This window comes from uncultured Psychrosphaera sp. (assembly GCF_947500655.1).
Taxonomy (GTDB): domain Bacteria; phylum Pseudomonadota; class Gammaproteobacteria; order Enterobacterales; family Alteromonadaceae; genus Psychrosphaera.
Window position 1 is genome coordinate 98,772 of record NZ_CANMSK010000006.1, and the last position, 19,653, is coordinate 118,424.

Genomic DNA, 19,653 nt, shown 5'->3' on the forward strand with positions numbered 1-19,653 from the left:
TGTTATTAGCACTTTCATTTTGATCTAAAAATAGCTTTAGACAGGCCTTTATTTGTTAACAAAAACAGTTATGATGGAGATTCACAAAAATTAACTCCGAGCTAATACGTTTACGTTTTATCACCTAACTTTATTTGCGTTTACCGCAAAGAATACGGTGGATTAGCCGTAGTCATTTCAATGTTTGAAATGTACTGCCAGGGTCACAATAGAAATGTTGCTTGGCCTCCCACATTTGGAAAGGTGTTATGTTACAAGATAATTACGGCCGTAAATTTGAATATTTGCGGTTATCCATCACTGATGTCTGCAATTTTAGTTGCGACTATTGCCTGCCAGACGGTTACGACTGTTCTGGGGCACGCGACTTCCTGTCTCTGTCAGAAATCAAAACCTTAGTCACCGCCTTTGCCAAACTAGGTATGAAGAAAATTCGTATCACAGGTGGTGAGCCAGGCTTACGCAAAGACTTAGTTGACGTTATTCGTATCTGTAATAATACCCAAGGCATAGAGCAAATTGCTCTTACCACCAATGGTTTTAATCTCGAAAATAACATAGAGCAATGGGTTGAGGCTGGACTAACGCATTTAAATGTTAGTGCCGACAGTTTAGATCCTAGGTTATTTCAAGCCATTACAGGCCATCAAAATTTAGAGTCTATTTTACGTGGAGTCGACAAAGCAATATCTTTAGGCTTATCCAACGTTAAGCTTAATGCGGTTTTGCTTAAAACATTCAACTTAGATCAAATCGACCAGTACTTATCTTGGATTAAAAATAAGTCCGTCACGGTACGTTTTATTGAGCTAATGGAAACCGGTGATAACAAAGACTACTTTGCCACCAACCATGTATCTGGCGAATATATAAAACAAGATTTATTAGCCAAAGGTTGGACTCAAGTTATTAAAGGCAAATTAGCAGGCCCAGCTCAAGAGTTTTGCCATCCTGATTATCAAGGCCGATTTGGTTTGATCATGCCGTACAGCACTGACTTTTGTAAAACCTGTAACCGTTTACGCATTGCCTCTAATGGCAAATTACACTTATGTTTGTTTGCCGAACAAGGAATAGATTTAAGACCATACTTAACCGAAGATGGCGTTGAGCAAACTTGTGATGCGTTATTAGCGGCCATGACCAATAAAGAAGTAGGCCACGAATTAGCTAAAAACTTCACAGGCGCAACCACCCATTTAGCTATGCTTGGTGGATAAAAGTAGTAAATGAAATAGAAAGTTAGAAAAGGTGAAAGATATGAGTGAAAGCACAAAAAACATAAGACCATTTGTAGGCTTAGTGCTGGCTGCTGGCTACTCTTCACGAATGGGACAAGACAAAGCACAATTAAAACTTAATGGTGAAACCTTATTACAGCGTAATATTACATTATTGCAAGACATAGGTGCGGCAGATGTTTTTGTTAACCGTAATGATTTTACCGAAGGTTCTTTACCAGACATTTATCCGGATCATGGACCATTAAGTGGTATCCATAGTGCTTTGTTTGAAAGTAAAGAATCTTGCTTGAGCGTTCCTATTTTAGTACTGCCAATTGATATGCCATTATTGTCAGAAGAACTGTTGATTTGTTTAGTTGAAGCAGGGTTAACCATGAATAGTGCAGTGTATTATATGGACCATCCATTACCTGTATTTATTCCTAATACCAGTATGGCCAGAGAGTATTTAGAAACCATTTTATCAGATGTATCTGTAGCCAAACCAAGTCGTTCTGTGCAACGTTTTTTAAAGTGTATTAACGCGATCCCATTGAGTACGTCAGAGAACGATAAGTTAATAAACACCAACACTCCAGAGCAGTGGCATGAATTAGTAAACAGCTATAAGTTGTAAGTATTTGAACACACATTTTTAATAGTAATAGTCATTAATTAGTAACAGGTAACAAGATGTCATCAAAACCAACAGTGCCTTTTTTGCCACTAAACATTGCAGTATTAACCGTTTCTGACACCAGAGATGAATCAACAGACACATCAGGTGCTCACTTAGTCGAGGCTTTGAAAAAATCAGGTCATGTACTTACTGACAAAAAAATAGTTATCGATGATATTTATCAAATGCGTGCAGTCGTTTCTAACTGGATTGCCAGTACCAATATTCAAGTGGTACTAATTACTGGCGGAACAGGTTTTACCAAACGTGATTCTACTCCAGAAGCTATGCTGCCAATGTTTGACAAAGTTGTTGATGGATTTGGTGAATTATTTAGACATGTGTCTTATCAAGAGATTGGTACTTCCACTATTCAATCTCGTGCGGTTGCAGGTTTAGCCAATGAGACGATTATATTTTGTATGCCTGGGTCAACGGGCGCATGTAAAACTGCTTGGGGTATTATTGAGTCTCAACTGGATTCATCACACCGCCCTTGTAACTTTGTGGGTCAGTTAAAGTCAGCCACTACAAATTGTTCGACGTCATAAGGACAAGCTATGACTAAATTAACTCATGTAGATCAAAGCGGCCAAGCCAATATGGTTGACGTTACTGACAAGACTCCAACGGTAAGAACTGCAATTGCGGAAGGTTATATTCTAATGTCAGCAGCGACCATTGAGGAAGTGCTCAATCATACAAACAAAAAAGGTGATGTGATCACCACAGCCAAAATAGCCGGTATTCAAGCTGCTAAAAAATGCGCCGACCTTATTCCGTTATGTCATCCACTGGCTTTATCTAAAGTGGATGTGGATTTTGAAATACAGCCAGAACACAACCGAATTCGTGTACAAGCCATGTGTAAATTAACAGGCCGTACTGGTGTAGAAATGGAAGCATTAACTGCGGTAAGTGTTGCAGCATTAACCTTATTTGATATGTGTAAGGCTGCTGATCCTTATATGGAAATTCAAGGCATTAAAGTGTTAGAAAAACTAGGTGGTAAAACAGGCCATTGGCAACATGACCGTAATACCAATAACCACGACAATTTAGATACCCCATTATGATAAAAGTCTTATTTTTCGCTCAACTTAGAGAATCTTTAAACTGCGACGAGTTAACTATTAACCTATCAAGTGATCAAGCTTTTCAATCAGTTAAGACATTAGAGCAATTACGAGAGCAGTTAGCCAAAACAGATGAAAACTGGCAATCTAGCTTAGCAAACGGCAAGTTATTAATGGCCGTTAACCAAACCATTGTTGATGGTAGCCAAGTGCTAAAAGATGGAGATGAAGTTGCCTTTTTCCCTCCAGTTACGGGTGGGTAATAAATAAATGGATGAAATGATCTCAGTACAAACTCAAGATTTTGATATGGCTGCAGAATACCAAGCCCTACTTACTAACTCCGACGGCACTAGTAATAGCAATGACGGTGCGGTTGTTACTTTTGTCGGTTTAGTACGAGATTATAATCAAGGTAATTATGTTGAAGGGCTCACCTTAGAACATTATCCTGGCATGACAGAAAAAGCGTTAGAAGGTATTGTTCTACAAGCAAAACAACGTTGGCCATTAGGAAAAGTACGAGTCATACATAGAATTGGTAAGCTCGCATTGTCTGATCAAATTGTATTTGTTGGTGTCACCAGTAAACACCGTGAAGCAGCTTTTGAAGCAACACAATTTATTATGGATTACCTAAAAAATGACGCGCCATTTTGGAAAAAAGAAGTCACTAATATTGGCGAACGTTGGGTAGAAGCCGAAGATAAAGATGTGAAAGCACAACAACGATGGGATAAACTTTAAGCTTTAAAATGACAAAATTTACGATCTTACTTACAACTTAACTTTCCCCCCCAAAAAAAATTGTGGCGAATGCATTCTTATAACTTACTACATCCCCCTGAAACTAATTTCAATAAAACAATTCAGAAAAAACTAGAAAAATCATAATTTTAACTTTCACCTTAGCTTTAATCTGCAGAGGAAGCTGCAAACAACCACTTTCAATTTTCTATTCATTGCATAAGTTAGAATAAATTATAAAAACAATTACTTGCCAATGAGAATGATTATCATCTAATATGTAAACACCTAAATGATAATTATTTTTATTATCATTAAATTATAAAACTTTTTATATGAAACCTAACATGAAAAATATCACCTCATTTATTACTGTTGCTCTAGTCGGTCATCTTTCTTTTTTTCAGTCAGTGTCTGCTAATACCGCAGAACAAGATACAGAATCGCTTGCTCAAAAATTGAAAGAGCTAGAACGTAAAGTTGAGTTACTTTCTACAAAAACAGTTACGGCTCAAACATTAAGCCAAAAGCAAGATAAAAACTGGCAGATTATATCTTATGGCAGCATTGCTTACAGTAACACCCCTGTATTTCGTAATATTCAAGACACTGACGCTGAAAATAAAGGCACAGTTGACCTTGAACGTGTTGTATTAGAGTTAAAATATCAACCATCTGATAAATGGCAAATTGAAACTGAAATTGAATTTGAACACGGCGGAACAGGCACAGCTTTAGAATATGATGGCTTTGAAGAGTTTGGTGAGTTTGAAACTGAAATTGAAGCTGGCGGTGAAGTCCTAGTTGAAAAAATAGAATTCAAATACACACACAACGACAATGTGAGCGTTAAATTTGGTCACATTGCGGTTCCGGTTGGATTAGGTACTGACTTTCATAAACCTGACCAGTATTTAACTACTCAACGTCATTGGAGTGAAGCGACTCTTATTCCACAAACATGGCACGAAACAGGTGTTAACTTGTTAGCCAATTGGAAAAACTTCCATTTACAAAGCTTAATAACCACAGGCTTAAACTCTGAATACTTTAGAACTTATAATTGGATTGCCAGTGGTCACCAACAGCGCTTTGAAACTAACAATGCCAACGATTTAGCGTTAACTATTCGTCTTGATTACGGCGACATAAAAAAAGAAAGTGGTATTGGCTTTAGTTATTACTCTAGTAATACGTCTGGTAACCGTCATAACGATAATAATGTTTCTGCCGATGGTCATGTATCTATTTGGGGTTTACATGGCGTATGGCGCAGTAATGACGTTATTGTTAAAGCCCAATACTTATTAGGTAATTTAGAAGACAGTGAGTTAATCACTCAAGCAAATAAAACAACGGCTGGCTTACAACCGGGTAACTTTGCTTTAATTGGTAGTGAAGCCCACGCCGGATTTATTGAAGCAGGCTTTCACGTTAACGACTTACTCAATATAACCAACCCAACCACATTATTTGTTGCTTACAGTTTTGCCAATCCAGTAAAAGAAGCAGAAAGCTCAACTCCAACAGACCGATTCGACACATCAGAAATCGCATTTGGCATTAACTACACGCCTGTTAAAAACATCGTAATTAAGAGCCAGTTTGCTATTCAGCAATATGCCGTTGAAGCCATAGATGACACAAGTTCATTTGGTATTTCAGTCGGCTATCAGTTCTCTATTTAGTTTTACATTTAACCAATTTATTTAATTTTAAGGAAAGAAAATTATGTTCAAGAAGTCATGTTTATCAATTTTAGTTTCAGTTACTTTATTATCAGCCTGTGGTTCAGATAATGATGACGACAATACGTCGTTTGATTTTGATGCAACACCAATGATCACCAACTTAACGGAAGACGTCATTGTTGCAGGTTATGTTGATTTAAATACCAAAGCTGAAGCATTTGTTGCTGCAATAACGACATTATCAACCGATAAAACAGAAGCTAACTTAGCTGCTGCACAGCAAGCATGGAAAGATGTGAGACAACCTTGGGAACAAGGCGAGTCTCATATATTTGGTCCTGTAGATTCGTTATCTATTGATCCACATCTAGATAGCTGGCCTCTAAATACCAGTGATTTAGAAAGTCTTTTGAGTACTCAAGATAGCTTTACTGCTGATGGTGTACGTAATTCAAATGATGATGTTCAAGGTTTCCATACGATGGAATTTTTGTTATTTGGTGATGGTGTAGAAGATAACACTAAAGCCATTACTGAAATGACAGATTTGGAAATTGAATATTTAAGCGCCACTGCAGAAGTATTTAACGGTTACACACAAGATTTAGAAGATGCTTGGTTAGTAGCAAGTGACGCGAATAACGACAGTTCAGAGGCCTATAAAGACTACTTATTAGAAACCGACAACGAAATATATTCATCACAAGTGGGTGTAATAGAAGAGTTAATTAATGGCTTAATTGGCATTGTGGACGAGGTAGGTAACGGTAAGATCTCTGACCCATTTGGGGCTGATATCGACAGTACTGATACGTCATTGGTTGAGTCTCAATATAGCTGGAATTCACTTGCAGATTTCACTGATAACATTACCGGTGTTCAAAATGTATATCGTGGTGAGTTTGATGGTGAAGCAGACGCTGCGGGTATTATTGACTTTGTAGACGCTGCTGACTCTGAGTTAGCAACCCGCGTTGACGAAGAAATTGCGACAGCAATAGCTAACATAGAAGCAATTGCAGGATCTGACGACTTACCGTTTAGACAAGCAATCAACGACGCGGATGCACGCGTACGTATTCAAACAGCAATCGACTCATTAAGCGTATTACAAACATCTTTAGAGAACGATGTATTGCTACTATTAAATGAGTGGAACGTTCAATAGTTTTAATAAAAAATATAAAAGGCTCTTATTAAAGGGCCTTTTACTTTTTATAAGTGTTGATTAATAATCATATTAAATGGAATAGAATAAATTATGCCTGTTAGCAATTTACGTCTTATTGCCGTCTCAGCTTTACTCAGTCAAATCATTATTGGCTGTGACTCAGATGATAATTCAAGCAAATACCCAGATTACGCCTTAGTAGAAAAATTAGGCGATACTGCAACCGCTGAGAACGCAAGTGAGTCTGGTCATGGATTTTCTACTCCAATCCCAACATTAACCGACGATGAACTAGCACAACATTTAACGGGTGACGCTCATTTTGAAACAGCGTTCACCACTGCACCAAATACTGAACATCCAGAGCTAGATGGTTTAGGTCCAGTTTTTAACAATCAAGATTGTAATTCTTGCCATCAAAGAGATGGTCGCCCTTCCACTGTTACCTTATCCACTGATCAAGACAGAGTTTTATTAAGTAGTAGCGCTGGCATATTTTTACGCATGAGCATAGAAGATGGCTTATGTGATTATCCAGATGCTGACAATGATTACTGCAATAACGTTGGAGTGGATGGATTTGGTACTCAGTTATTTCACCGTGGTGTATTAAAGGCTCGTGACGACTGGGAAGAAAACCCATTTATTGGCCAAGCTAATGTGTACTTGTCTTATGAAAGTTCAACGTTCACTTATCCTGACGGAAGTAGTGTTGAATTAAAAAAACCGCTATTTGATATTGAAATTCCATATGATGTTGAAGCTGACGAACAAAGCAATAGCTCAATTATGCAAGACAACGTGCGTTTCAGCCCAAGAAACGGCATGCCTGTTTTCGGTTTAGGTTTACTAGAATTAATACCAGAAAAAGATATTCTCGCCTTAGAAGATAGTACTGATGAAAATGCTGATGGCATATCTGGCAGAGCCAACTGGGTGTTTGATCCAATAAAAGCAAGAGACGGTGATGACACACCTATTTCATTAGGTCGTTTTGGTTGGAAAGCCAGTACGCCAAGCGTACGAGTTCAGTCCCTTGGCGCATTACGTGGCGATATGGGTATCACCAACCCTTTATTTCCAGATGAAAGCATAGCCAACACAGCCTTGCATGAAAGCTATTTAACCAGAACGAACAATGAAGACACTGGTTCAGATATTTATGGCGAGCCAGAAGCCAGCCAAAGCTTTTCTGACGATGTAGTGTTTTACGCTGAAACTTTAGCGGTGCCAGCAAGACGTAACATTGATGATGAAGATGTATTAACCGGCAGTATTTTATTTGAGCAAACACAATGTACGGCATGTCATACACCATCATTTACTACAGCAACTGGTGAATTAAGCATTGGCGGAAAAGATGCTCCAGAGGCATTAAAAGGTCAGAAAATTTATCCTTTCACAGATATGTTATTGCATAATATGGGTGACGAATTAGCCGATAACCGACGCGACTTTATGGCAGACGGTTTTGAGTGGAAAACCAGACCATTATGGGGAATAGGTTTAACTAAAACGGTAAACCCAGCGGCTGGATTTTTACATGATGGACGAGCCGATACAGTTGAAGAAGCAATACTCTGGCACGGTGGCGAAGCCGCTAACAGCCGCACATTATTTGCTAGCCTGTCAGAAGTTGAACGAGAGCAACTAGTTAGCTTTGTAATGTCGCTATAATTTACTTTTTATCTTTGATCACTAAAAAACAGCCTGTCGGCTGTTTTTTTTATTTATAAAGAGTAAACACTATAACCGTTAGCTTTGACTCAACGTCGTCACTAAAGAATCAACCAAGGTATATGCAACCACAAACATGATCATACCAACTATTATATCTATTGTTTGTTGTACTTTAGAACGACTTAACCAAGGTGCCAATTTAGCTGCCGCAATTGCTAACGCATAAAACCAGAGTACTGACGCGAGTATAGTTCCAACAGCAAACGCAACTCTGTCTTCCCCTTCAAACGTACCGCCAACACTACCTAAAATAATAATGGTATCTAAATATACGTGAGGATTTAATAAAGTAACCGCAAATGTTGTTACGATTATCATCTTTCTGCTCGGTCTTTTATCAACAGACTCCACACGATGATATTGATTACGTAAAGCAGATCTGAACGACATTCCACCATAAATCAATAAGAACAAAATACCACCTATGGTAATAAACAACATTAATAACTCATTGCTAGAGATAAGTTTACCACCACCAAAAATACCAATACTTATTAATAACACGTCACAAATAATACAAATTGTAGCTGCTAAAATATGATGATTACGCTTAATACCTTGGTTTAAAATAAATGAGTTCTGTGCGCCAATAGGAATGATCATTCCTGCGCCTAAAATCAAACCTTTCAATAATGCCGCTGTTACCATTTATCTCTCTCTAAATTTATTTCTATTTCTGTATGAATAATTATCACAACACCATGGCGGCAATGACGCCAAAGATGATCAAAGGAATATTGTAATGAAGGAATGTAGGAACCACTGAATCCCAAATATGATCATGCTGACCATCGGCATTTAAACCAGATGTTGGACCCAAAGTTGAGTCTGAAGCCGGAGAACCAGCATCACCTAATGCAGCAGCAGTTCCAACTAATGCAGCTGTCGCAAGTGGTGAAAAACCGAAACCTACTGCTAGTGGCACATATATAGAGGCTATAATTGGAATGGTAGAGAAAGACGAACCAATTCCCATAGTGACTAACAAACCAGTTAACAACATTAAGAACGCAGCTAACACTCTATTGTCACCTACTAAATCTGTGGTAGTTAATACTAATGAATCAATTGCTTGTGTTGCTTTCATCACCTCGGCAAAACCAGCCGCTGAGATCATAATAAAACCCAATAATCCCATCATATATACGCCTTTAGAAAAGACATCTTGGGTTTCTTCAACTTTAAGTACACCGCCTAATATAAACAGTATAACTCCACTTAACGAACCAATGATCATAGAATCTGTTAACAGTTGCGTGGTAAGCGCTCCAATAATGGCAATAGCGGCAACCCATAAATGTTTTGCTTTTAACGTATGATTTTCAGGCTCTGGCGCTAAAATATTATCTAACGAATATTCTCGCTTTCCACGATAGCTTACAAATAATGCAAACAGTAACCCCAGAAACATACCAAATACAGGAATAGCCATTACTAGTGGCAACTGCTCCACCTGAATATTCACGCCACTCTCTACCAAATTAGTAAACAATAAAGTATTTAGAAATATTTGACCAAAACCAACAGGCAACAACATATAAGTGGACGTTAAACCAAAGGTTAAAATACAAGCAACTGCCCTTCTGTCTAATTTAAGTTGAGCCATTACATGTAACAAAGGAGGTATTAAAATTGGAATAAACGCGATATGAACAGGCACTATATTTTGTGAAGCAACAGCAGCTAACAAAATAACACCAAATAAAATGCTCTTAACCCAAATAGTACTGCCGACGGAGGCGTTTTTCCCACTAATTTGAGTGATCACTTTATTGGCTAATACATCAGTAATACCCGACTTGGAAATTGTGACAGCAAACGCACCTAACATGGCATAATTCAATGCAATAGCGGCTCCGCCACCTAAGCCCTCAGTAAACACCTTAACGGTTTCCAGCAAAGGTAAGCCACCAACAACGCCACCAACTAAAGCGCTTAACACTAAAGCAATTACAATATTTACTCGCGCTAAACTTAGACCTACCATCAGTAATACTGCAACAACAACAGCGTTCATAGCTTTTCCTAATTTCATTAATTTATTGGGATTATCAATACTTGTGAGATTATGTCTGAATTGACTAAGATTGCTAGTCTCAATGTTTACAATCCTATAAAATGGCAGTCGACTTATTCATTTAGTTGATAATAAATACATTTCTCTCTAATCTAGGGTTTCATTTTTAAATAAAGCGCCCTGAGTAGTATGAAATCCCATTTAACTATTTTACTTTTTGCATGTCAGGTATTTTGTTTTTATGTACAAGCAAATACAGCTCAAACCATATCCACTTCTGTACAAAAACCAACACAAATTCTATTCATTAATTCATTAAACCAAGAGATGCCGTGGCAAAAAGCAGTGGAAAATGGATTAAGAACTAAGTTACTTGAACATGCATCAGGCTTTGATTTATTTATTGAAAATATGGACTCGGCTAGGTTTGACGAAATTCAGCAAAAATCAATCATGACTCAGTATCTACAACAAAAATATCAAGATAAAAAAATAGATATTATTATTACTAGAGGCATCCCAGCTGCGACGTTATTATCCAGTTTTGATCACTTATTTTCTGGTATTCCAAGAATACACTTGTCACCCGGCGGTAAATTTACAATACCTGTTGATGAAACAGGGCTTATTATAAAACCCAAATTAAACTTCAAACAAGCAACACAAGACGCCGTAAACTTAATCGCTCCCCAAAAAATAATTGTAATCTTAGATAAAAATAGTGAAATTGGTTTTGACTATTCTCGAAGTATTTACCCGATCATTACAAAGAATTTTTCTCATATCAGTATTGAAGAATGGTTTGATGTACCTACCGAAGAACTGATCAACAAAGTAAATAATGCTTCATCTGATTCTATGATTATATTTACGCCTGTTTTTCGCCGTTATAACGACGCAGTTATTAGTCCATTTCAGTTTTTAGAATTATTGACCGCTGATAGCAAGGCTCCCATTATCAGTTACTGGAGCTCGATGCTAGGGGCAGGTATTGTTGGTGGACATTTACTGTCAGGCAAAAATATTGGTACACAAGCCGCAGAATCAGTGATCTCTTTTATTAATAACAAGAGTTTAAAACCCATTAATCTCAAAAAACTAAGTGGTCATTATTATGATTGGCGACAGCTAGATAAGTTTAATATCGACACTAAAAAACTACCTAAAGACTCGGTAATTTCTTATTACGCCCCCTCTTATTTTGAAAAAAATAAAACCCTTATATACACCACAATGATCATCATCATTTTATTAACGAGCTTTTTAACCTTTGTATCATTTTTAAATAATAAACGAGTTCAACTACTAAAAGAGCTGGATAACGAAAAATTAAAATTAGAATCTCGTGTTGATGAGAGAACCAAAGAACTGTTAATAGCAAAAGAAGAGGCTGAACATTTAACATCCGTAAAATCAGACTTTTTAGCCAATATGAGTCATGAGATCAGAACCCCAATGAATGGCGTTATTGGCCTCACTAATATTTTACTCAACAGCGATTTACCAGAAAAAGAGAAACAATATTTAGATAAAATCAAATACTCTTCTGATCAATTACTCATCGTCATCAATGATATTTTAGACTTCTCTAAAATTGAATCCGGTAATATTAATCTTGAAGCTTTCCCTTTTTCTATTCATTCAATTGTTGATTACATCAAAACCACATTTGAAAACCAAGCCGAAGAAAAAGGCATAGAGTTTGCCATTAATGTTGACGATAACGTTAATCCAGATTTAATCGGTGATGTGGTTCGTATCAATCAAGTACTATTGAACCTATGTGCTAATGCCATTAAATTCACACCTAATGGCAAGGTATCTATAAATATTCAAGCTGAGCCAACTATAAACGAGCATGAAGAAGTGCTTATGCACTTTATCGTTAAAGATTCTGGTATAGGTATAGCGCCTACAAATCTGCCACACTTATTTGACGCTTTCACTCAAGAAGATAGCTCCACTACCAGAAAATTTGGTGGTACAGGCTTAGGCTTAACCATTAGTAAACGTTTATGTAAATTAATGGGTGGTGACATTTCCGTGACCAGTACACAAAATGTCGGCAGTGTATTTACAGCCTCAATAAAACTAAAACTTCATACCCAAGTATTAACGCCTAACAGCCAAAACTTAGTGTTCCCTGACGTTTTTGATGTACTAGTAGTCGATGATAATACCTTAGCGCTGAACGCAATTGAGAAACAACTCTCATTGATGGGGCTAAACTGTACTTTGTGTAGAACAGGTCAACAAGCACTCGATATTATAGAAAAAGAGCAAGGGAAGTTTAAAGTGATTATTACCGATTGGTGCATGCCAACAATGAGTGGCGAAAGCTTTTTAACTCATATAAATAATATGGAGGCTAAGCCTTGCGAGATTATTATTGTAATTACGGCCTATAACAAAAATACAATAAATGAATTGGCGAACAAGCTAAATATCAATACGGTTTTGCACAAGCCAGTTCTTACCAGTTTACTATATAGCGTAATTCAAACTAACATTGAAAACTCAACAATATTGCCAATGGCAAGTAATGAAGAGTCATTAGCTGGGTTGAGAGTATTAGTTGCTGAAGATAATAAGATTAATCAATTAGTCATTACAAAAATGTTAGAAAAAGAAAGTATAGTTTTTCGATTAGTTGATAATGGCTTAGAGTGTACTCAGCTTATTGAAAATGAAGACTTTGATCTAATATTAATGGATATTCATATGCCAGTTATGGATGGTGTTGAAGCAAGCAAAATCATACGTAACTCCGCTAACAAAAAAGTGGCTAATACCCCAATTATTGCCCTAACGGCCAATGTCATGTCAGATGATATTCAATACTACCTTTCTATGGGCATCAATGCTCACATTGCCAAACCAACTCAGCCAAGAGATTTACACGATACAATTGTGCAATGCTTAAAAGATTGTTCCGATTACTTTAATAAAACCGCATAGTTAACATTCTCGATATCGTCTGAATGTTTATATTTGAATATAAAAAAAGAGAACTCTCAGGCTCTCTTCAATAGTGGTATTATTTTCTACAAGCTTTAATTAAAAAGCTTATCGTTGGATGTTCGGTTGCTTAACAAAGGCTTCTAATACATCTATATTTTGGGTTAATTGTGACTTTAGTCTGTCTTTAAACATCACCGTTAGTTTATCAAGTCGGTCAAATTCCGTATGCCAAATCATGCCCCATTTTTTCTCAGTATCTCTATCGCAAGCCGTTAATCCATCTTGCTTTAAACAGTTCCAAGCCTCTTTATGTGTGGTTTGTGAATAACCGTCATTACCTGAATGTCCATCAATCGCAAAGTTTGTCGCTTCTAAATAGGCAATTGGCATACCACTACAAGCAAAAGGCGAATGATCTGACCAACTGCCCGTCTGTCCTTGAGGGTAACCTTCAAATGCAGGGTGTAATTGATGGCTATTTTCAGTAAATAGGTCTTTAGAAATAGACAGTAATTCATCTCTTAATTTTGTTGAGGAATTATAATTAGGTTTACTAACTGCCTTACATTTATAAGGTGTTTCATGAGCGCTATGTACGTAAAGTTTGTCGCCACCAATTATGGTATCCAAGTTGATCATACCAACAACATGTTTAAGTGATTCCTGTTGTTGTCCCACATAAGCTTTAGAGCCTTGTAAACCAAACTCTTCCGCACCCAAAGCCACTAATCTGACAGTGATAGGTAGTTTTTGTTCTTTTAAACGGTTAGCTAAGTCAAGAATTGCGGCTACCCCAGAGCCATTGTCTGTTGTACCTAGGCTGCCCTGCTTTTCGCCTGTTGAGTCATAATGAGCCCCAATAACTATGGTTTCTTCCGACTGACCTTTAATGGTGATAGATAAATTTTCAGACGTTAATTTTTGACCTTTTATAGAAAATCCAAATGGAAATTCATTAACTGTATACCCCAATAACTGCCACTGATTTTTGATCCAAGCTGCAGTCTCTTTTTCTTTATCCGAGCCTGCTGGTCTTGCACCAATTCCAGAGGTTTCGTCGGTTAATTCAGTTAGTTTTTGCCAAGCAAAATCATCAGCTAATACTGACTTTGAAAAACTAAATAATAAACATAGTGTTAGAAGGTATTTCATGCGGGTTTCCGTATATTTGATGCCAATGTAAGTAGCAGTAAAATACAGGTAAATCGATGTGATAAAAAGAGAAATGATATGAAATAAAAATATTACGAGGTGAATGAAATATCACCCACCCCGTATCATTTGCTATTTAATTACACGTAGCCAGATTTAATCTGGCTAGTTAAATACAGCTTAGTTAAATGCGGTTAACTAAGCGCATGTCTAATTGATAGTTAAAAAGCTAGTTTTGCAGACACTTGCATATAACTTGAATCAGCATCAGCTTCTGCCATTTCAAAGTTACCAATCTCTGCTCCAACAGAAAACTTAGGTGTGTAATTTTTGAATATGTTTACACCCCAATGACTTCTGTCTACATCACTTTCTGTCGTTGTGATATTGCCATAAAATACTGAACTACGAACAGCCTCTGTCCAAAAATGACGGTATGCCACCATAAAGCTGCTTGACTCTTCTACTTCTTCACCTACTAAATCGGTTGCAGCTGCAACACCAACATAACGACCTAAGTTACCTTGATGAAGTTGAAACCTAAAGTCGTCTTTAGAAGCTACATTAATTTTACCTGCAATAGATACACCAGCAGCGCTTTCAGTTTCACCTGTTAATGTAGTTAATTGTCTTACTAAAGCAGCAACTGAAACATTACCCCAATCACCTTTAAATTGGTATTTAGCGATTATATCAGGCATAGAATCATTAGTTGGATCGCCGCCGTAGGATTCTGGATTTTCTAACGCTACTGAGAAACCATTTTTGCTATATCTAACTTGTGTGTTTCGCACAAACGCTTCACCTACCATAGCACCTGCAAAATCAACTGTTTCTGCCAAAGCGCTGGTATTCATAAACGTGGTCCATGTTTGACCAATTACAAAGTCTTCATATTTAATCATTGCATGACGTAAACGAGGGTTGGACGAATTGGAGATAACTTCATTACCGCCACTGCCATAAAAATCCATTTCAATAAATGCCGTCACCCCATAACCTGTGTATGTGGTATTGATTCGAGATTCTCTAACAGAAAACTTAGTCTGAGAAGCATCTTCTGTTAATACCGTTCCTGTGCCAATCCAAAAGTCCTGGTATGCAACGTTTCCAGTGACATGTCGTCCATCAACCTTAATAAAACCACCAAACTTAATAGTTTCATCATCGTTTACTTTTATTTCGTAGGCGGCGGTAGAAGCACCACTAAATAATACTGTTGTTGATAATATTGTTGCAGACGTTAATACATTTATTATTTTTTTCATTTTATTAAACCCTGTTTCATCTAAATTCGAATATATGAAGTATCAACATATAGTCGCTACTTCACATCTATGCAACTTCTTCGAGTTGTTGTTTTCGAAATCTATTATTTGAAAAGAATGAAATTTGAACAATTAGCAATTAGTCTATTCGACTAAGGTCTAATAGTATTTGGAAGGCCATTTCGACTAAAGTTTATTCCATTAAAAAGAACTAGTTGTCATAAAACTTAGTCCAAAATCAATCTACTCATTAGGTGCCTTATTATGACCTCAAAATCATATGCAATACCCAAATTTGACCATGAAAATTCAACTCCTTTAACTATTGAGCAATATCATGATTTATATCAAGCCTCAATTGACAGCCCTGAAAAATTTTGGGACATCCAAGGGAAAAGACTAGATTGGACAAAACCTTATACAAAAGTTAAAAACACTCGCTTTAACAAAGGTGATGTGAAAATTGACTGGTATGCAGATGGCGAACTAAATGTTTGTACTAACTGTGTAGATAGACACTTACCTGATCACGCGGACCAAAGTGCAATCATTTGGGAAGCTGATACCCCAGGTCAAAGTAAACACATTAATTATCAACAACTACACGATGAAATATGCAAATTAGCAAACGGCTTAAAATCACTTGGGGTTAAAAAAGGTGACCGAGTTGTTATTTATATGCCTATGGTTCCAGAAGCCGCTTATGCAATGTTAGCTTGTGCTCGAATTGGTGCGGTTCACTCAGTTATATTTGCAGGTTTTTCACCCCATGCGATTGCTGACCGTATTATTGATTGTGAAGCAAAAGTGGTTATCACATCAGACATTAGTAAACGTGGTGGAAAAAGCTTACCACTAAAACAAAATGTAGATGAAGCATTGGCAAGAGACGACGTTACTTGTGTCGAAAAAACCATAGTGTTTAATCATGACGATCACAAAATGCCATTACTGGACAAACAAGTTTGGTGGGACTCATTTGTTGGGGATCTTGAAACTACATGCCCTGCTGAACCTATGAATGCAGAAGATCCTCTGTTTATTCTTTACACATCAGGTTCAACTGGTCAGCCAAAGGGGCTAGTTCATACTACTGGCGGTTATTTAGTTTATGCATCGCTGACTCATCAAATGATTTTTGATTATAAACCGGGTGAAGTTTACTGGTGTGCTGCCGATGTTGGTTGGGTTACCGGTCATACCTATATTGTTTATGGACCACTTGCTAATAGAGCAACAACCGTAATGTTTGAAGGTATTCCAACTTACCCAGACGAACGCCGTATTGGTCAAATTATCGATAATCATAACGTTAATATTCTATATACAGCGCCAACTGCTATTAGAGCATTAATGGCAAAAGGTGACTTGGCAGCCAAAGACTCTCACCGTGATTCTTTACGTTTATTAGGTAGCGTGGGTGAACCTATTAACCCTGAAGCTTGGCAGTGGTATTACGAAGTTGTGGGTAAATCAAGATGCCCAATTGTTGATACTTGGTGGCAAACTGAAACAGGTGGAGCAATGATCACTCCACTTGCTAGCTCTACAAAATTAAAACCAGGCTCTGCAACCTTCCCTTTCTTTGGTGTGCAACCAGCACTAGTTGATCCTGAAGGTAATGAACTTGAAGGCGAAAATGAAGGGAACTTAATCATTAAAGACTCTTGGCCAGGACAGGCAAGAACCATACATGGTGACCATAAGCGTTTTGAAGAAACTTACTTCTCAGCTTATGATAATGTTTATTTCACGGGTGATGGTTGTAAGCGTGACGCTGACGGATATTACTGGATCACAGGGCGTGTAGATGACGTTCTTAACGTGTCAGGTCACAGGTTAGGTACCGCTGAAATTGAAAGTTCATTAGTTGCACACGAAAAAGTCGCAGAAGCAGCCGTTGTGGGTTATCCTCATGATATTAAAGGCCAAGGTATTTATGTTTATATCACTCCTATATCTGGAACGGAAGTAACGGAAGAATTGACCAAGTCTATACGTGATTGGGTTCGTCACGACCTTAGTCCTATAGCAACACCAGATATGATCCAGTGGACAAACGGTTTACCAAAAACCAGAAGTGGCAAGATCATGCGCCGTATATTAAGAAAAATTGCAGCTAATGATTATGCTCAACTGGGTGACACGTCTACTTTGGCCGATCCGACTGTGGTGGATTCCATCATAGAAAATCGACTAAACAGATGAGTATATGGCTAACTTTTTAATTGCAGACGACCATCCATTATTTCGTGAAGCGCTTATTGGCGCTTTACGAAGTCAATTTTCTGAGCTGAGTATTGTGGAGTCCGATTCACTTGAATCCACAATCCAGCAAATTGAAAACCACGATGACCTAGACCTAGTATTACTAGATTTACATATGCCTGGTAGCGGTGACTTATACGGCATTATTAGAATTAGAGAAGATTACCCAGAATTACCAGTTGCGGTAATTTCTGGCTCAGATCAACTGGATATCATTTCAAAAGTCATGGGGTTTGGTGCAATGGGCTTTATTTCCAAATCTTCATCATCCGTTCAAATCGCTCAAGCAATTAATAACATATTAGAAGGCGATACTTGGCTTCCTCCTGGCATTGAAAATCAAATTCAAGCGCTATCAAGCGATGATCTTAATTTAGCTAACCGAGTCGCGAAGCTAACGCCTCAGCAATATCGAGTTTTATATTTATTACATGAAGGTATGCTAAACAAACAAATTGCTTACGAGCTTAATGTTACTGAAGCTACCATCAAAGCGCACATAACGGCAATATTCAAAAAGTTAGGAATTAACAATAGAACTCAAGCTGTATTACTTGCAGAAAAACTACAACTTGAGCCTAGTATTTCTAGCAAATAACTTTAACGATATAAATTTATGCTATTTCAACTTTAAATAGGATTTATGAGGTTCAATGGTATTTACTCAGCGACATTACAGTACAATAGTTTCAAGCGTGAGGGTTATACCGACGGCTACAATTTGTTACAATCGCAATATGAGCACTTGTAGCTCGAATCTATTAATCTTATAAGAGTAAAATAACGTAATGAACAAATTTTCAAATATTGCCGAATTAATTGAAGTTTACGAAGCAGAAATTAATGCGCTTAACGTTAATATTGCTACTTTAAAGAAAAAACCACAAAGCTTTAATGAACGTGTACTTTTTAATTATATTGATACGGGTAGCACAGGAAAAACTAAAGATTTTGTTAGAGCATTAGGCATAATGTCTGAACGTGGTTCATTATTTTCGTCCGCTGATGTAAGTAAATTAATCAAAGATGGTGCTGGAGATGTCTCTCCTGAGTTGTTATCGATAGCCAGAAAAGTCGTTGGAATGAAAAAAAGAAACGGTAAAGGTCAATAATTTCATAATAATTGACAATAGTAGGCATTGTTTATCAGTTTGGTATAGCCAAACAGCAATAAAAAATTTAAACTAGCTGAAGTTAGTTAATTGAATAAAATTCAAAGTCTGATTTGTAATGGTGATAACAAGTCAGAAATTTATTTTTCACCGAAGAGAAAGAGAAAGTTATGAGTAAAGGTACAGTTAAGTGGTTCAGCGCAGATAAAGGTTTCGGATTCATTACTCCTGAAGACGGAAGCAAAGATTTATTTGTTCACCATTCAGAAATTCAAGCAGGCGGTCAATTTGCAACATTAGACGACGGTCAAGCTGTTGAGTTTGAAGTTGGCCAAGGTCCTAAAGGCCCTTGTGCAAATAAAGTTGTTGCTCTTTAAGCGATAACTCATAGGCTGGCTGATGCGCATAGCGCATTAGCTTTCCTATACTTCCCCACCCTAGATTGAATTTACACCTGCAGTAAAAAGTATCCGCCTTACAACAAAATACATTCCTAAAGAACTTAAATACAATCAACAAATAATTACACCACCTTTATTAGATTGCCT

General features: G+C 37.3%; 18 protein-coding genes and 1 riboswitch. Of the genes, 14 read left to right on the forward strand and 4 right to left on the reverse strand.

Annotated features, from left to right (window positions below):
* Nucleotides 1-82 precede the first annotated feature (82 nt).
* Nucleotides 83-262, forward strand: a riboswitch (molybdenum cofactor riboswitch).
* From moaA to Q0940_RS07475, 9 genes are all read left to right on the forward strand, one after another.
* Nucleotides 249-1,220 carry a GTP 3',8-cyclase MoaA gene (moaA, locus tag Q0940_RS07435; protein ID WP_299266395.1) on the forward strand — a complete coding sequence of 324 codons (972 nt, stop codon included), beginning with the start codon at nucleotides 249-251 and terminating at the stop codon, nucleotides 1,218-1,220. It overlaps the preceding riboswitch by 14 nt.
* A gap of 40 nt (nucleotides 1,221-1,260) precedes the next feature.
* Nucleotides 1,261-1,860 (forward strand): molybdenum cofactor guanylyltransferase, encoded by a 600-nt coding sequence (locus tag Q0940_RS07440; RefSeq protein ID WP_299266397.1) that lies wholly within the window; start codon nucleotides 1,261-1,263, stop codon nucleotides 1,858-1,860.
* A gap of 56 nt (nucleotides 1,861-1,916) precedes the next feature.
* Nucleotides 1,917-2,453 carry a molybdenum cofactor biosynthesis protein B gene (moaB, locus tag Q0940_RS07445; protein ID WP_299266400.1) on the forward strand — a complete coding sequence of 179 codons (537 nt, stop codon included), beginning with the start codon at nucleotides 1,917-1,919 and terminating at the stop codon, nucleotides 2,451-2,453.
* A gap of 9 nt (nucleotides 2,454-2,462) precedes the next feature.
* The gene (moaC, locus tag Q0940_RS07450) at nucleotides 2,463-2,978 is read left to right on the forward strand and encodes a cyclic pyranopterin monophosphate synthase MoaC (protein WP_299266403.1); all 516 of its coding nucleotides are present in this window, start codon (nucleotides 2,463-2,465) and stop codon (nucleotides 2,976-2,978) included.
* The gene (gene moaD, locus Q0940_RS07455; RefSeq protein WP_299266406.1) at nucleotides 2,975-3,241 is read left to right on the forward strand and encodes a molybdopterin synthase sulfur carrier subunit; all 267 of its coding nucleotides are present in this window, start codon (nucleotides 2,975-2,977) and stop codon (nucleotides 3,239-3,241) included. Before moaC ends, moaD begins: the two co-directional genes overlap by 4 nt.
* 7 nt (nucleotides 3,242-3,248) lie before the next feature.
* Nucleotides 3,249-3,725 (forward strand): molybdopterin synthase catalytic subunit MoaE, encoded by a 477-nt coding sequence (gene moaE, locus Q0940_RS07460; RefSeq protein WP_299266408.1) that lies wholly within the window; start codon nucleotides 3,249-3,251, stop codon nucleotides 3,723-3,725.
* A gap of 347 nt (nucleotides 3,726-4,072) precedes the next feature.
* A complete protein-coding gene (locus Q0940_RS07465) occupies nucleotides 4,073-5,413 on the forward strand; it encodes a hypothetical protein (protein ID WP_299266410.1) in 1,341 nt (446 codons plus the stop codon).
* Nucleotides 5,414-5,456: 43 nt separating this feature from the next.
* The gene (locus Q0940_RS07470) at nucleotides 5,457-6,584 is read left to right on the forward strand and encodes an imelysin family protein (RefSeq protein WP_299266412.1); all 1,128 of its coding nucleotides are present in this window, start codon (nucleotides 5,457-5,459) and stop codon (nucleotides 6,582-6,584) included.
* A gap of 93 nt (nucleotides 6,585-6,677) precedes the next feature.
* Nucleotides 6,678-8,264, forward strand: a complete 1,587-nt coding sequence (locus tag Q0940_RS07475) for a di-heme oxidoredictase family protein (protein ID WP_299266414.1) — start codon at nucleotides 6,678-6,680, stop codon at nucleotides 8,262-8,264.
* 78 nt (nucleotides 8,265-8,342) lie between these two features.
* Here Q0940_RS07475 and Q0940_RS07480 read toward each other — a convergent pair whose 3' ends face one another.
* Complete coding sequence (locus Q0940_RS07480) at nucleotides 8,343-8,975, reverse strand: LysE/ArgO family amino acid transporter (RefSeq protein WP_299266416.1); 633 nt, start codon at nucleotides 8,973-8,975, stop codon at nucleotides 8,343-8,345.
* A 43-nt stretch (nucleotides 8,976-9,018) separates the two neighbouring features.
* Nucleotides 9,019-10,344: a Na+/H+ antiporter family protein gene (locus tag Q0940_RS07485; RefSeq protein ID WP_299266419.1), complete on the reverse strand. Its 1,326-nt coding sequence runs from the start codon at nucleotides 10,342-10,344 to the stop codon at nucleotides 9,019-9,021.
* 189 nt (nucleotides 10,345-10,533) lie between these two features.
* Between Q0940_RS07485 and Q0940_RS07490 the strand changes: the two genes are divergently transcribed.
* Nucleotides 10,534-13,302, forward strand: a complete 2,769-nt coding sequence (locus Q0940_RS07490) for a response regulator (protein ID WP_299266422.1) — start codon at nucleotides 10,534-10,536, stop codon at nucleotides 13,300-13,302.
* Between the two features lie 108 nt (nucleotides 13,303-13,410).
* Here Q0940_RS07490 and Q0940_RS07495 read toward each other — a convergent pair whose 3' ends face one another.
* A complete protein-coding gene (locus Q0940_RS07495; protein WP_299266425.1) occupies nucleotides 13,411-14,457 on the reverse strand; it encodes a M20/M25/M40 family metallo-hydrolase in 1,047 nt (348 codons plus the stop codon).
* A gap of 221 nt (nucleotides 14,458-14,678) precedes the next feature.
* Nucleotides 14,679-15,725, reverse strand: coding sequence for a DcaP family trimeric outer membrane transporter (locus Q0940_RS07500; RefSeq protein WP_299266428.1), 1,047 nt, complete (start codon nucleotides 15,723-15,725; stop codon nucleotides 14,679-14,681).
* Between the two features lie 264 nt (nucleotides 15,726-15,989).
* Between Q0940_RS07500 and acs the strand changes: the two genes are divergently transcribed.
* From acs to Q0940_RS07520, 4 genes are all read left to right on the forward strand, one after another.
* Entirely contained in the window at nucleotides 15,990-17,933 is a 1,944-nt protein-coding gene (acs, locus tag Q0940_RS07505; protein WP_299266430.1) for an acetate--CoA ligase, read from the forward strand.
* Between the two features lie 4 nt (nucleotides 17,934-17,937).
* Entirely contained in the window at nucleotides 17,938-18,591 is a 654-nt protein-coding gene (locus Q0940_RS07510; RefSeq protein ID WP_299266432.1) for a response regulator transcription factor, read from the forward strand.
* Between the two features lie 190 nt (nucleotides 18,592-18,781).
* On the forward strand, nucleotides 18,782-19,105 hold the full coding sequence (locus tag Q0940_RS07515; protein ID WP_299266435.1) for a hypothetical protein: 324 nt from the start codon (nucleotides 18,782-18,784) through the stop codon (nucleotides 19,103-19,105).
* Between the two features lie 170 nt (nucleotides 19,106-19,275).
* Complete coding sequence (locus Q0940_RS07520) at nucleotides 19,276-19,482, forward strand: cold shock domain-containing protein (protein ID WP_299266438.1); 207 nt, start codon at nucleotides 19,276-19,278, stop codon at nucleotides 19,480-19,482.
* Nucleotides 19,483-19,653 lie beyond the last annotated feature (171 nt).